General features: G+C 75.2%; 11 protein-coding genes. 2 read left to right on the top strand and 9 right to left on the bottom strand.

Annotated features, from left to right (window positions below):
• The first annotated feature begins 149 nt into the window (after positions 1–149).
• Positions 150–1,262, top strand: a complete 1,113-nt coding sequence (locus tag ANAE109_RS13870) for a type IV pilus twitching motility protein PilT (protein WP_012097507.1) — start codon at positions 150–152, stop codon at positions 1,260–1,262.
• Positions 1,259–2,164 carry a PilZ domain-containing protein gene (locus ANAE109_RS13875; RefSeq protein ID WP_012097508.1) on the top strand — a complete coding sequence of 302 codons (906 nt, stop codon included), beginning with the start codon at positions 1,259–1,261 and terminating at the stop codon, positions 2,162–2,164. Before ANAE109_RS13870 ends, ANAE109_RS13875 begins: the two co-directional genes overlap by 4 nt.
• A 29-nt stretch (positions 2,165–2,193) precedes the next feature.
• On the opposite strand, the gene ANAE109_RS23500 is transcribed toward ANAE109_RS13875, so the two are convergent.
• From ANAE109_RS23500 to ANAE109_RS13920, 9 genes are all read right to left on the bottom strand, one after another.
• Entirely contained in the window at positions 2,194–3,108 is a 915-nt protein-coding gene (locus ANAE109_RS23500) for a M48 family metallopeptidase (protein ID WP_012097509.1), read from the bottom strand.
• Between the two features lie 125 nt (positions 3,109–3,233).
• Positions 3,234–4,353 (bottom strand): peptide chain release factor 2 gene (gene prfB / locus ANAE109_RS13885; RefSeq protein ID WP_143827970.1). Its coding sequence is split into 2 segments (ribosomal slippage): positions 3,234–4,283 and positions 4,285–4,353, totalling 1,119 coding nucleotides; the frame shifts between segments, so codons are not numbered across the junction.
• Positions 4,354–4,378: 25 nt separating this feature from the next.
• Positions 4,379–6,139, bottom strand: coding sequence for an apolipoprotein N-acyltransferase (lnt, locus tag ANAE109_RS13890; protein WP_083776885.1), 1,761 nt, complete (start codon positions 6,137–6,139; stop codon positions 4,379–4,381).
• Positions 6,140–6,196: 57 nt separating this feature from the next.
• A complete protein-coding gene (locus ANAE109_RS13895) occupies positions 6,197–6,466 on the bottom strand; it encodes a ribbon-helix-helix protein, CopG family (protein WP_012097512.1) in 270 nt (89 codons plus the stop codon).
• Complete coding sequence (gene ybeY, locus ANAE109_RS13900; protein ID WP_012097513.1) at positions 6,463–7,041, bottom strand: rRNA maturation RNase YbeY; 579 nt, start codon at positions 7,039–7,041, stop codon at positions 6,463–6,465. The genes ANAE109_RS13895 and ybeY overlap by 4 nt, the downstream gene beginning before the upstream one ends.
• The gene (locus ANAE109_RS13905) at positions 7,038–9,293 is read right to left on the bottom strand and encodes an HD family phosphohydrolase (protein ID WP_143827971.1); all 2,256 of its coding nucleotides are present in this window, start codon (positions 9,291–9,293) and stop codon (positions 7,038–7,040) included. The genes ybeY and ANAE109_RS13905 overlap by 4 nt, the downstream gene beginning before the upstream one ends.
• 182 nt (positions 9,294–9,475) lie before the next feature.
• Positions 9,476–10,546: a PhoH family protein gene (locus ANAE109_RS13910; RefSeq protein WP_012097515.1), complete on the bottom strand. Its 1,071-nt coding sequence runs from the start codon at positions 10,544–10,546 to the stop codon at positions 9,476–9,478.
• Positions 10,547–10,636: 90 nt separating this feature from the next.
• Entirely contained in the window at positions 10,637–11,824 is a 1,188-nt protein-coding gene (locus ANAE109_RS13915; RefSeq protein ID WP_012097516.1) for a DUF4388 domain-containing protein, read from the bottom strand.
• Positions 11,825–11,834: 10 nt separating this feature from the next.
• Entirely contained in the window at positions 11,835–13,922 is a 2,088-nt protein-coding gene (locus ANAE109_RS13920; protein WP_143827972.1) for a M48 family metallopeptidase, read from the bottom strand.
• Positions 13,923–13,931 lie beyond the last annotated feature (9 nt).

Genomic DNA, 13,931 nt, shown 5'->3' on the forward strand with positions numbered 1-13,931 from the left:
CCCGCGCGCCCGGCGGCTCGGCCCCCGGGCGCACGCGGCGACCGCCGTCCGGGGTCGGCGTAGGCGTCCGGACGACATCCACCACCGCGCGGAGCTTTCCTCGCGCGCCGGTTTGGCCCTCGCCCGCCCGGCGGTTACACTCGCGGCCCATGGAAGGCCAGGGCCCGCTCAGCGAGGAGATGTTCCATTCGTTCCTGCAGCTCGCGGTGAAGCGGCAGGCGAGCGACGTGCACTTCGAGGTCGGCTACCCTCCGACGTACCGGGTGTTCGGCGAGCTGCTCGCCGCCAAGTACCCGGCGCTCACCCACGCGGACACGGAGGCCATCGCGAACTTCGTCCTGCAGGCGCCCGGCTCCGGCTTCGCGCCGCTCGACTTCCGCGAGGTGGATCGCAGCTACTCGCTGCCCGGGGTCTCGCGCTTCCGCGCCTCCATCTTCAAGCAGCGGGGCAGCTGGGGCGCGGTGATGCGCACCATCCCCTTCCAGATCCCAGACTTCGAGACGCTGAACCTGCCGCCGGTGGTCCGCACGATCGCGGAGGCGCGGCGGGGCCTCGTGTGCGTCACCGGCGCGACCGGGAACGGGAAGTCCACCACCATCGCCGCGCTCATCAACTACATCATCCAGCAGGAGCGTCTGCACGTCGTCGCGGTGGAGGATCCGATCGAGTTCATCTTCCCGGGCGGGAAGGGGCTCGTCATCCAGCGTGAGGTGGGGTCGGACACGGCGAGCTACACCGACGCGCTGCGCGCGGCGCTGCGGCAGGACCCGGACATCATCATGGTGGGCGAGCTGCGCGACCGCGAGGCGGCCGACATCTGCCTCAAGGCCGCCGAGACGGGGCACCTCGTCATCACCTCGCTCCACACGCCCGACGTGCCCCGCGCCATCGGCCGCCTCGTCGGGCTGTTCCCCGCCGAGGAGCAGGACACGGTCCGCGCCCGGCTGGCGGACAACCTCCAGGCCGTCGTCGCGCTGCGGCTCCTCATGCGCGCCGACGCGGCCGGGCTCATGCCCGCGGTGGAGGCGCTCCTCGCGACGAGCACCGTGCGCGAGCTGATCCGCGACGGCTCGAAGGTCAACGAGCTCAAGACCTACATGGAGACGGCCGGCTCCGATCTGGGGATGAACAGCTTCGACCAGTACCTGTACCGGCTGCACGAGTCGAAGCACATCTCCCTCGACACAGCGCTCGCCAACGCCACGAACCGCGCCGACCTCGAGCGCCGCATCCTGATGGAGACGGGGGGCCGCACCGCGTGACCCTGGCCGCGCCAGCGGCGTCGCGCGTCCTCGTGGTCGGCTCGGACGCGGACGTCTCGATCGCGCTCCACCTGCACCTCGAGCGGGCGGGCTACGCGATCCATTGCATGCCGGGCCCGACCGAGCTCGAGGCGATCGTGCGCGCCGTGGCGCCGCACGTGCTCGTCCTGCTCCTGCCCGCGGCGCCCGACGGCAGCTGGGGCCCGGCCCTCACCACGGCGGCGAACGCCGCCAGGGTCGGAGTGCGCGTGGTGATGGTGGCGCCCTCCCGCGAGGTGGTCGAGCCGCTCGCGGCGGTCGCCGGCGCGGAGCGCGCGCTGGCGCGCGCCGAGGTGCTCTCGCGGCCGCTCGTCGTGGTGGAGCGCACCATCGGGGTGGCGCCGCCCGGCGCGCTGGGCACCGCCCCTCCGCCGCCCCGCCCCGCCCCGGCAGCGGCGGCCCTCGCCGCGCCGTCGCCGCAGAGCCTCCTCGACGCGGGCGGCCCGCTCGCCGCGCCGCGCCAGCGGACGAAGCCCGTCGATCTCATGGCGCTCATCGACGAGGAGCTCGTCGACGAGCCGCGCTCGCGCCCCCTGCCGACGCGCGTCGAGGTCACCGTGAGCCTCGTGTCCGAGCACAACTTCTACGTGGGGCCGACCCGGCGGGTGGACTCCGGCGGCGTGTTCATCGCGACCGCCCTCCCCCCCGCCGTGGGCACGCGCCTCCAGGTCCGGCTCGGCCTCGCCGACGGGCGCAAGATCGACCTCGAGGGCGAGGTCGCCTTCGTGCGCGAGAAGAGCGCGACCATCGGCCGCCAGCCCACCGGCTGCGGCGTGAAGCTCCTCGGCCTGCCGGGCTGGGCGGTGGACGCGATCGACCGGTTCGTGCTGGCGCGCCAGCCGATCGTGTACGCGCCGCAGTAGGGCGCGGCGGCCCGGCGCCGACCGCCGGATCACGCCGGCGAGCCGCGGGGCGCGATCGCCTGCGTCCTCTCGCCCGGATCCTCGTCGCCCGTCCGAAGCTTCGCTTCGACCGCGAGCAGCCCGTGGCGGTGGAGCTCGCGCAGCCGCTCGGCGACGTGCGGCTCCTTGCGGGCCATGGCCGCGACGCGCGCGGCGAGCGACCGCGGGGGCGGCGCGAGCGCGTCCCGCAGGAACGCGGCGACCCCCACGTGATCCAGGATCTCGCCCCCGCACGCAGAGACGATCAGCCCGCGGACGCCCTCGGGCGCGAGGCGCGCCGCGAAGAGGTCGCGGGAGTAGGTCTGGACGCGGACGAGCGGAAGGCGGAGGACGGGGATGCGCTTCAGGTATCCGGCCAGCAGCTCCGACCTCCAGCTCGCGTGCCCGAGCACGATCCGGCCGAGCTCGTGCGCGAGGACGAACGCGAAGACGTCCCGGCGCGCCTCGAGCCCGTCGAGCCCGCCGAACAGGCGGTCCCCCAGCACGATGGCGCGCGGCCCGTCCCGGCCGAGCGCGATCGCGTCGGAGAGGCCGACCGAGGACAGCGTCGTGACGTACAGCGCCGGCTCGGCGATCCCCAGGGTCCGGCACTGCCGCCGGAGCACCTCGTGGAGCTGCGGCAGCTGGTCGGGGCCGGCGCGGACGGCGTTCTCGTGGATGAGCATCCACCGGGCGAGGCGGAGGAACCCGAGCAGCGGCAGCACCAGGACCGCGGCCAGCGCGACGAGGCGCACCCGGGCCATGGCCGCCGCCGCGCGCGGGTGCGAGGAGAGCCAGCCGGGCGCCAGCAGGATCACCGCCACCGCCGCGGCGACGATCGCGAGGTTCGCCGCCACGGAGAGGATGACGACGCGACGCTCGCGCGGATGCCGAACCTGCGACAGGTCGATGGACGCGGCGCCCATCGCTCCCCCCTGCCCGCAGTCTACGCCCGCGGCGGCCAGGGAGGACGGGCGCTGCCGCCGCGTGCGCCTCGGCGCGAGCGGCCTGAGGTCGCACGCCGCCGGGGCAGGTGCCCGGGGCCGCCCGCTCAGTCCTCGACCGGGCGGTCCGTCCGGCGCACGCCGAGCAGGTACGGCTGGATGAAGCCGTCCAGGTCGCCGTCGAGCACGTCGTCCACCTTGCCGGTCTCGACCCCGGTGCGGAGGTCCTTCACCATCCGGTACGGCTGGAGCACGTAGCTGCGGATCTGGGACCCGAAGTCGATGTCCTTCTTCGTGGCCTCGACGGCGTCGCGCGCCTCGGCGCGCTTCTTCTCCTCGAGCTCGTAGAGCTTCGCGCGCAGGATCTTCCAGGCGACGCCGCGGTTCTTCTGCTGCGAGCGCTCGTTCTGCACGGCGACCACGATGCCGGTCGGGAGGTGCGTGAGGCGCACCGCCGAGTCGGTCTTGTTCACCTTCTGCCCGCCCGCTCCGGACGAGCGGTAGGTGTCGATGCGGACGTCCGCCTCCTTGATGTCGACGACGATGTCGTCCTCGATCTCGGGCGTCACGTCGACGGCCGCGAAGCTCGTCTGGCGGCGCGCGGCCTGATCGAAGGGGCTGATCCGGACCAGCCGGTGCACGCCGCGCTCGGCCTTGAGGAAGCCGTAGGCGAACTCGCCGCGGGCGATGAACGACGCCTGCGAGATGCCGGCCTCCTCGCCCGCCACCAGGTCCGCGGGCTCGACCGACCAGCCGCGGCGCTCGCAGTACCGCGTGTACATGCGGTACAGCATGGCCGCCCAGTCCATCGCCTCGACGCCGCCGGCGCCGCTCTTCACCTCGACGATGGCGCCGGCGCGATCGTGCTCGCCGGAGAGCATCTTCTGGAACTCGAGCGCCTCGAGATCCTTCGCGACCACCTCGCACTGCTGCGCGGCCTCTTGCCGGGTGGCCTCGTCGCGCGCCTCGTCGGCGAGCTCGGCGAGCGCCTCCGCGTCGTCGAGGCTGCGGCGGACGCGCGCGTAGGCCGCGGTCACCGCCTCGAGCTGGGCCTTCTCCTTGAGGAGCGCCTGCGCCTTGGCGTTGTCCGTCCAGAACGCGCCGTCCTCGGAGAGCCTGGCGATCTCCTCGACGCGCCGCTGCTTGCGGTCGACGTCAAAGGGACCCCCGGAGCGCCTCCAGGCGGTGCGCGAGCTCCGCGATCCGTTCGTTGGTGGGTCCGGCCATGGCGTGTCGTCCTCGGGTGCCGCCGCTACGTCCGCGCGGCGCGGCGGCGGCCGGCGCGGAGCGCCGCCGCGAGCGCCACGGCGGTGAAGAGCGCGCTCGCGTAGGCGAAGAGGTCGCCGACTGTAGTGTAGGGGGTGCGCCCGCGCAAGCGCGGGACCTCGGCGAGCAGCAGCCTCGCCGGCTCGTCGGGATCGGGGGCGCGATCGAGATCCACCGGGCCGATCTCGAGGGCGCCGGGCGCGAGCTCGCCGGTCGGGAGCAGCACGGCCGACACCCCGGCGTAGGCGGGCCGCACCACCGCCTTGCCCGCCTCGATCGCGCGCATCCGGACGATGGCCAGGAACTGATAGGGCCCCGACGAGTAGCCGTACCAGGCGTCGTTCGTGGAGTTCACGAGCAGCTCGGGCTCGAGCGGCTGGCGCGCGAAGGCGACGTTGATCTCGGGGAAGATGGCGTCGAAGCAGATCATCGGCGCGAGCCGCACGGACTCCCGGGCCGGCGGCTCCGCCGCGCGCGCCGGGGCGACGAGCCCGAGCGCGCCGCCGGCGCTGCGGCCGCCCGCGGGACCGGGCGGCTCCCGCCGGGCGCCCTGCGGCTCCGGGAACGCGAGCACGGCGAGCGCGGAGCCCGGCGCCGAGGGCGCGAAGCTCGGCACCACCTGCCTCAGGAACGGCAGCCACTCCTGCAGCGGCACGTACTCGCCGAACGGCACGAGGTGGTGCTTCTGGTAGGCGCCGAGGACGTCGAGGGAGGGCGTGAGGAGCAGGTTCACGTTGCCGACCCGCGAGCTCCGCCGGCCGTCCTCCCCCTGCAGCCGCTCGATGGTGGCCGCGCCCATGAGCAGGTGCGCGCGGGAGAGCTCCGGCAGGCCGTACCCGGGCGCCGCCAGCGAGCGGACGCCCGGCGAGAGGTACATCGGGTAGGACGACTCCGGCCAGGCGACGAGGTCCGCGCCGCGCCGGTCGGCCTCGAGGGTGGGCGGCACGAGCCGCTCGAGGATGTAGTCCCGGTTGTCGCGCGCCTTGTTCTTCACCGACTGGTTCACGTTCGGCTGGACCACGCCGACGGTGAGCTTCGGCGCCTCGGCCATCCGCGCCCGCACGTGCCGGAGCCGAAGCTCGCCGTGGGCCACCGCGGCGACGAGCGCGGCCGCGGTGGCGACGAGCGCCGCGCGCGGCAGGGGCCGGCCCTCCCGCCGGGCGGCGATGGCCTCGGCGAGCGCCGCGTTCACGAGCACCACGAGCGCGGCGATGGCGTAGACGCCGGCGAGCGCCGCGAGCTGCGCGACGGGCAGCGTGCGCACCTGGGTGTAGCCGAGGTTCGCCCAGGGGAAGCCGGAGAAGAGGTAGTTCCGCGAGAGCTCGAGGGCGACCCAGACGAGCGGGAGGTGGCGGTGCAGCGGCCAGCCCAGCCGCGCGCGGATGGTCCACGCCACCGCGAACGCCGCCGCCCAGTGGGCCGCCATGTAGAGCACGAGCAGCGAGAGCGCGACGAGCGAGAGCCCGAGGGAGAGCCCCCCGAACTCGGTCATCGCGTTCGAGACCCAGTAGATGGCGGCGTAGAAGTAGGCGAGCCCGGCGACGAGGCCGCGCAGGAAGGCGGCCCGCGCGGAGGGGGCGCCGCGGAGCGAGAGCAGCGCCGGGACGAGGGCGAACCAGGCCACCGGCTCGAGCCAGCCGGCGGGATCCACCTGCCGGATGGACAGGAACGGGATGACGAGCGGCAGCGCGAGCGCCATCGCGGCGCCGGAGGCCGCCGCGGCGAGGTACGGGAGGGCGCGCTTCATCGGGGTCCGTGCGAAGGAGATCTCTTGCCGATCCGGCGCTCGGCGCGCAACCACTGCCTAACGTCTCCGGGCGTCGGCGGCCGGTGCGTCCTCGGCCGGCTCCGCCTGTGCCGCGCCGTAGGCGGCCGCGGCGGCGAGGTAGTACGCGACCGCCTCGCGCACGAGGTGACCGACCGGGCGGCCGAGCCGGCTCGCGGTGGCGCCGACCGCCTCGGCGAGGTCGGAGGGCATCCGGACGGTGACGATGCGCGCCTGCGCGAGCGCCGCCTCCAGCCGCTCGAGCGCCTGGCTGGGGCGGGAGACGCGGAAGTCCCCCGCCTCGATCATCTCCCTGATCCGGCGCGCGAGCTCCTCGCGCGTGTACCACGCGCCGTCGAGCCAGACGGACTCCGAGTCGAGGTCGATGTCGGCGAACGGGTCCATGACGTCTCGGTCTCCGCGGCGCGCGCGGGCCCGCCCTCCCGGAGCGCCGCGCCGACGAGCCCCTCGGCCCGCGCGAGCTCCGCCTCCTTGCGCGCCATCCGCCTGGCGTCCGCGGGCCGCTCGTGGTCGTAGCCGAGCAGGTGCAGGAGCCCGTGCGCGAGGTACCGGTCGAGCTCCGCGCCGACCGCCCGCCGCTCCTGGCGCGCCCTGCGAGCGGCGGTGTCGAGCGAGATTACCACGTCGCCCAGGAGCGGCCCACTCCCCGGCGGCTCGGAGAGCGGGAACGACAGGACGTCCGTGGCCGCGTCCTTGCCGCGCCACTCGCGATTCAGGGCGCGGATGCGGCGATCGCCGACGAGCAGGATGGAGATCTCCGCGTCGGCGCGTCCCAGCGCGGCGAGGTAAGCGGCGGCCCGGGTCCGCAGGCGCCGGGCGGCGCTGCGCCCGCGGGGGTGCTCCGAGGAGAGACGGACCGTCACGGCTTCGCCAGGAGCTGGATGGACGGCGCCGGCGGGGGCTCCTCCCCGGGGCGCGGCGGGTAGGCCGGGCGCGTGTGGTAGATGGCCTCGAGCGCGCTCACCATCGCCCCCGCGATGGCGTTCAGATCGCGCAACGTGAGCTCGCACTCGTCGAGCTGGCCCTCGCTGAAGATCTCGTTCACCCGCCGCGAGACGAGGGCGCGGAGGGCCTCCTCGGTCGGGTCGGCGAGGGCGCGCGACGACGCCTCGCAGGAGTCGGCGATCATCACGAGGGCCGTCTCGCGGGACTGCGGCTTCGGTCCGGCGTAGCGGAACAGCGCCTCGTCCGGCGGCGCCCCCCTCCCCTCCGCCGCCTGCTTCTGGGCGCGGGCCCAGAAGTAGCCGACGAGCCGGGTGCCCTGGTGCTGCGGGATGGCGTCGGCGACGACCTTCGGGAGCCTCCACTGCCGCGCGAGCTCGAGGCCGTCGGTGACGTGCCGCTTGATGATGAGCGCGCTCATCGAGGGGGCGAGCGTGTCGTGGCGGTTCTCGCCGCGCTGGTTCTCGGCGAAGAAGGCCGGGTTCCGGATCTTCCCGAGGTCGTGGTAGTAGGCGCAGACCTTCGCGAGCAGCGGGTTCGCGCCGATCGCCTGCGCGGCCGCCTCGACCATCGATCCCATCAGGATCGCGTGGTGGTAGGTCCCGGGCGCCTGGACGATGAGCTCCTTGAGCGCGGGGTGGTTCAGGTTCGCGAGCTCGAGGAGCTTCACGTCGGTGACGTAGCCGAAGAGGCCCTCGACCGCGGGCAGGATCCCCACCACCGCGACGGGGAGGAGCAGCGCGCCGCCCGCGAGCGCGGCGCCGGCGGCGACGGAGATCTCGGCCGCGCCCTTCCCGCCGTGCAGCCCGATGGCGACGGTCACCGCCGCCCCGACCAGCCCGACCGCCAGCCCGGCGCGGAAGAGGCCCGCGCGATCGCGGCTCCCCGGCACGAGCCCGGCGGCCGCGAGGGAGGTGAGCGTCGCGTAGACCGCGAAGGACATCGACTGCCCGGCGAGCAGCCCCGCGGAGAGGCCCGCCGCGAGGGAGAAGAGCAGCGCCGTCTCGGCCGCGAGCACCTGCCGGACGATCATCGCGCCGGCCGCGAAGGGCACGAGGTACTGCAGCGACGGGGGCGGCAGGCCGGTGAACCGCTCGTGCAGCGCGTCGGCGACGGTGAAGCCGACGAACCCGAGCGCGAGCGTCCCGAGGAGCAGCGCCGCCATCAGGATCGCGTCGCGGCGTGCGGGCCGGAACCGGGGGAAGTTGCGACGCGCGTACCCCCAGAGCAGCAGCACGACGAGCCCCACCAGCGCCCCGCCGCCCAGGCGGACGTGCGCGATGTCCTCGCCGCGGCGCTGGGCGCGGATCCCGTCCAGCACGACGAGGTGCCGGGTCTCGAGCCGCTCGCCGTCGCCGATGATCTTCTCGCCGCGCTTCACGGGGATCACCACCGGCTTCACCCGCGCGGCGGCGTCCGCCTTCCGCCGCTCGGTCTCGGCCTGGTTGTGCACGAGCGTGGGCCGCACCATCGCCACGGCGAGCCGCTGGATCGCCGCGCGCACGGCCGCCGGGTACCGCTCGAGCCTGGCCGTCGCGGTCCGGGCGACCTCGTCGCGCGCCCGCTCCACGGTCCTGACGAACGAGAGATCGGCGAGGGTCCGCTCGCCCTTCAGCCGCCCGTCGCGGAACGTCCGCAGGGCGAACGCCGGATCGCGGCCGGCGGGGAGGAGCTTCGCGTCCTCGACCACCAGCCCCTCGAGCCCCTTGAGCGCGAGCGCCGCGAGATCGCGCTCGATGGCCTCGGAGAAGCGGGCCTGCGCGAGCGCGGAGAGGGCCCCGTCCTCGACGAGCACCTGGAGCCGCGCCACGAACGCGTCGCGCTGCACGGCGTAGCGCCGCTCGAGCTCGCGGCCGTCGCGTGGACCGGCAGGGGCGGCCTCCCGCAGGGCCTCCTCCTCGCCGCGCATGAGCTCGAACGCCGCGTGGACGCGCGCCACGGCCTCGTCGGCGGCGCCCGAGTCGTGGTCGTAGACCGGCCGCTCGGCGAAGGAGGCCTCGGCGCGGCGGCGCGCGGTCGCCTCCGCGTCGACGATGTCGTAGTCGCGATCGGCCTTGATGGTCGCCGGCGCGGGGAGGCCCAGCGCGTCGGGGCCCGGGAGCCGGTGCGCCGCGAACGGCGCGAGCAGCATCCCCGCGACGGCCGAGATCGCCACGACGAGCGCGAGCCTCATGGCGCGGCCGAGCCAGTCCGACCGTCGCCGTGCGCTCGGTGGGGTGGCGGCCGGGGGAGGTTGGGCCTCGTTGGTTTCGGACACGGCGCGACAGCCTCGCACCGAGGCGGGCCCCTGGCAACGGGGTCCCCCAGCTCCGGCCTGGAAACCCTCGGCGGGGCTCCACGTTCCCACGTGGGGTGCTACTCGCCCCCGCTCGGTCGCTCCGCGTCCTGGGAAGAGGTGGCCTGCACGGCCGTCCGCTCGCGCTCGGCCTTCGCGGCGTCGGCCCGCGCCCGGCGCTCCGCCTCGTACACGTCGTAGGCGCGGACGACCTCCTGCACGAGCGGGTGGCGGACCACGTCCACCTCGCTGAACTGGCAGAAGCCGACCCCCTCCACGCCGCGCAGCACCTTCTGCACCTCGATGAGCCCGGAGCCGCGGCCGGAGGGCAGGTCGACCTGCGTGACGTCGCCGGTGACGACGGCCTTCGAGCCGTAGCCGAGGCGCGTGAGGAACATCTTCATCTGCTCCTCGGTCGTGTTCTGGGCCTCGTCGAGGATGATGAACGCGTCGTTCAGGGTGCGACCCCGCATGAAGGCGAGCGGCGCGACCTCCACGGTCCCGCGCTCCATGAACGCGGTCGCCTTCTCGTAGTCCACCATGTCGAACAGCGCGTCGTGCAGCGGGCGGAGGTAGGGGTTCACCTTCTCGGCGATGTCGCCGGGGAGGAACCCGAGCTTCTCCCCCGCCTCGACCGCGGGCCGGGTGAGCACGATCCGCTTCACCTTGCGCTCGACGAGGAACGACACCGCCATCGCCATGGCGAGGTACGTCTTGCCCGTGCCGGCCGGGCCGATGCCGAACACGATGTCGTTGTCGCGGATCGCCTGGATGTAGCGCTTCTGCGCGAGCCCCTTGGGCGTGATGATCCGGTGGCGCGAGGAGACGAAGACCGTCTCGCCGAAGATCTCCTTGAGCGGCACGCCCTGGCCGGCGAGCTTCGTCGCCTGGTCGACGTCCTCGAGGTAGAGCGGGTAGCCGTCCTCGACGAGCTCGTACAGCTCCCGCACGAGCCCCTCCGCCACCGCCACGCGCGCCTCCTCAGGCGCGGCCACCACGAGCTGGCCGCCGCGGAGGCCGAGCTGCACGCCCAGGCGGCGCTCGATGAGCTTCAGGTGCTCGTTGTGCGCTCCGCAGAGCGCGCGGACCTTGTCGTTGTCGGGAAAATCGAGCCTCGCCGTCTTCAGCGGTTCCGCTGCGCTCTGGCCCAAGCGTCTCCTCCGGGACCGCGCTGCCTGCGCGCCGCGGTCCTCTCCTCGCACGATAACCGGTGTAATCCCGCGCGGCACGCGGACGCAGGCCTACTCGACGGGGGGCAGGAGCACGAATCGGCCCTCGGCCGTACGCCGGTAGTACCATTCGGCGGGCCAGGGATGGCGGAGATCCCGCGCGCTCGCGAGGTCGGCCTCGACCAGCGCGCCGAGGGACGGCGGGTACTCGCCCCGCTCCGCGCGATACACCTCGAGCGCGCCCCGCAGCCGCGCCTGGTGGCCGCGCGCCAGGAAGCGCTGACCCGCATTGTCTCCCACCGCGGCGTCGCCCCGCTCGGCGACGAGCCCGCGCTCGTCGACCCACGTCACGATCCCGGCGAGCGCGGCCGCGAGCGCCACGGTCGCCGCGACCCTCACGCCGGCGGACCGGAGGCGGGAGCCCCACCCCTCCCGGCCGTACGCGCCGACCGCGGCGGTCCGGCGCGCGGGCGCGATCGGCCGCAGGTACCCCAGGTTCACGAGGGAGAGGAGCGCCTTGCACGTCTCGAACTCGCCGAGGCGCGAGAGGTCGACGATCTTCTCGACGGGCCGGCCCGGCTCGGCCAGCGCGTGGACGCGCCGCTCGTTCGCGCCGAGCGTCGCGAACTCGCCCTTGCGCTCGACCGGCTCGTCGCCGAGGGCGTCGAAGGCCGCGTCCACGTCGTCGCCCCCGCGCGCCGCGGCCGGCTGGGCGCCCTCGAGCGGGCGGAGCCGCTCGAAGGTCATGGCCGTGGAGGTGATCCGCCCGCGGATCATCGGCCACTCGTCCACCTGCCGGAAGCCCTCCATCAGCACCGACTCGGCCCGGAGCGGCGTCACCGTCTCGCGGTCCCACTCCACCTCGCCGGGCTCGAAGGCGTACGTGCCGCTCTTCCAGTGGAAGAGGCGGTACACGGTCTCGGTGGTCTGGAGGGCGGTCATCTCCCTCAGCGCGGCCTTCGAGACCAGCGCCTCCTCCACGAGCACGTCGCCGAGACGGCGGAGGGTGCGCTTCTGGACGTCGAGCGCGTGCTCGAGCGCGTCCGGGGTGAGGAGCTCCGCCCGCACCAGCATGTTCCCGAGCCGCTCGCGCGCCTTGCGCCCGGCCGCCTCCGCCCGCACGACGGAGCCGTCGGCGATGGCGATGTGGATCTCGTCGCCCCGGCCGTGCAGGTGGAGCACGCCCGTCTTCGCCTGCTGCCCGATGAGCTGGAGGATCTCCGCGATCCCGAAGTCCTTCAGCGTGCCGGTGAGCGCCATGGCGACTCCGTCAGCGGGTGCGCCGGAAGGCGTCGCGCACCGCGAGCGCCCAGGCGAGCGCGGCGAGCGGCGCCGCGACGGCGAGCTTGCCCGCGAGCACCCACGGCGTGGGCTGCGGCGGGGGCAGCACGCCCCGCCAGAACCAGATCACGAACCCGAGGAACAGGAGGGCGACGAGGAGCGCCGCGCCGCGGACCGGGGCGCCGCTCCAGAGCTGGCCCGCGCCGCCTCCCACGATCGACAGGATGCGCGTGGAGAGGGCCCGCGCCCTCGCGTGGCGGCGGACCTGCGCCTCCTTGCGGAGCCGGTCGCGCGCGTCGACCAGGCCCCGGCGCTCGAAGGCGTTCACGCACTGGCCGCAGCGGACCTCGGACGCGGGACCGCAGCGGAGGCACGCCGGGCCGCCGCAGCCCTCGCACGCGAACGCGGGCCGCAGCCGGGTCGCGAGCCCGGCGAGCAGCCACAGGCCGGCGAGCACCGCCGCCCCGACCCACGGCAGCGCGCCGCGCGGCAGCGCCCCGGCCAGCCGCGCCTCCGTCCAGCCGCGCACCCGCTCCGCGGTCCCATCCGCGCGCGCGAGCGCGGCGAGGCGCGCCTCTGGCACCGGCAGATCGACGAGCCAGCGGTTCGGGGAGAAGTCGTCGTCGGAGCCCCGCGCGCGCAGGAACTCGCCGGCCTGCTCCTCCGCCCTGGCGCGCGAGGCCGCGCTCCGCTCCATGTCGGAGGCGCGCAGGTAGAGCTTCGAGAGGCCGTAGTTCGCCGCCCCGAGCACGAGCGGATCGCCGGCGGCGCGGTCGCTGGCGGCGAGGTACGCGGCGCGCGCTCCTTCCAGATCGCCCTCCAGCAGGAGGGCGTTCCCCTCGTTCACGGAGAGCTCCGGGAAGCGTTCGTCCGCCTCCGCGGCGGCGCGGTAGTGACGCAGGGCCGCCTCGAGATCGCCGCGCCGCTTGGCCGCCCTGCCGAGCGCGGCGTGGAGCGCGGCCGGGGGCGGCCCGGCCTCGGCGGCGGCCTCGAGCGCGGCGACGTCCGCGTCGGCCGCGGCGCCGTGCTCCACCGCGTGGATCCGCTCCGCGAGCGTGCCGCTCCAGGCGGTGAGCCGCGCCGCGGTGCCCGCGGCCCAGGGCACCGCCAGCAGCGCGGCGAGGGCCCCCGCCACCACCGCGCGCTCGGCGCGCGAGAGATACGGCGCCGACGCGAGCGCCAGCACCGCCAGCGAGACGAACGGCCCGAGGCCGAACGCGAACGGCAGCGCGAGGAGCACCACGGCGAGGAACGCCGCCTGGACGCGCGCGGTGCCGCGCACGAGCGGGAGGTGGTGGAAGTCGTGCACGAGGAGCGGCAGCCGGCGCCCGAGGAGGAGCACGACGATGGCGGCGGACGCCGTGACGAGGGCGGCCAGCGCGGCGGCGAGCACGTCCGCCACGAAGGCGCGGCGCGTCTGGGGATCGCGCGTTGCGGCGGACGCGGCGGCGCTCAGCGAGGCGAGCACCGGCCCCGGCGTACCGGGCGCCTCGGCGAGCCGGACGTGGGCGAGCCCGAGGTGCGCGTCGGGCAGATCCGGCGCGAGCGCCACGGCGAGCTCCGCGTGCGCGACCGCGGCGGCGGTGAGGCCGGCGTCGAGCGCGCGCGAGGCGGCCCGCCCCTCGACCACCGCGAGCGCGAAGAGGTTCTCGACGCCGAGCTCGCTGCGGGCGGCGAGGAGCGCCTGCGCCGCGGCGTCCGCGCGCGCGGGATCCCCGTCGCGGAGCGCGGCGCGGCGCTCCTCCCACCGGCGCACGAGCTGCGCGTAGGTGGTCGAGACCGGCACGATGCGGCGGGCCCCCTCGGCGCGCGGGAGCTCCGGCGTCCCTGGAGCTCGCTCCGCGGCGGTCGAGGTCGAGGTCCCTCGACTCGGCGTCTCCGCCGTCGCGGGGACGCTACGCTCGGGATGACCGGCCTCGGGCAGTCCGGCCGGAGGCGGAACCGGCGCCGGGGCTTCCTCGACCGGCTCCTCCCCCTCCACCACCAGGCGCGGCGCGGCGACCTGCGCGCCCGAGACGACGGGCGCGGCCAGCGAGAGGAGCGCGAGGAGGAGGGTGTGCGATCCGCGGTGGGCCACGCGAGAACG

It is taken from the genome of Anaeromyxobacter sp. Fw109-5 (assembly GCF_000017505.1).
In the GTDB taxonomy this organism is placed as follows: Bacteria; Myxococcota; Myxococcia; order Myxococcales; family Anaeromyxobacteraceae; genus Anaeromyxobacter.

Bases quoted from the DNA above. Each gene is read 5' to 3' on its own strand.
- lnt (WP_083776885.1), bottom strand. From the start codon at position 6,139: ATGAAGCGCGCCCTCCCGTACCTCGCCGCGGCGGCCTCCGGCGCCGCG.
- ANAE109_RS13905 (WP_143827971.1), bottom strand. From the start codon at position 9,293: ATGAGGCTCGCGCTCGTCGTGGCGATCTCGGCCGTCGCGGGGATGCTG.
- ANAE109_RS13915 (WP_012097516.1), bottom strand. From the start codon at position 11,824: ATGGCGCTCACCGGCACGCTGAAGGACTTCGGGATCGCGGAGATCCTC.
- ANAE109_RS13870 (WP_012097507.1), top strand. From the start codon at position 150: ATGGAAGGCCAGGGCCCGCTCAGCGAGGAGATGTTCCATTCGTTCCTG.
- ANAE109_RS23500 (WP_012097509.1), bottom strand. From the start codon at position 3,108: ATGGGCGCCGCGTCCATCGACCTGTCGCAGGTTCGGCATCCGCGCGAG.
- ANAE109_RS13895 (WP_012097512.1), bottom strand. From the start codon at position 6,466: ATGATCGAGGCGGGGGACTTCCGCGTCTCCCGCCCCAGCCAGGCGCTC.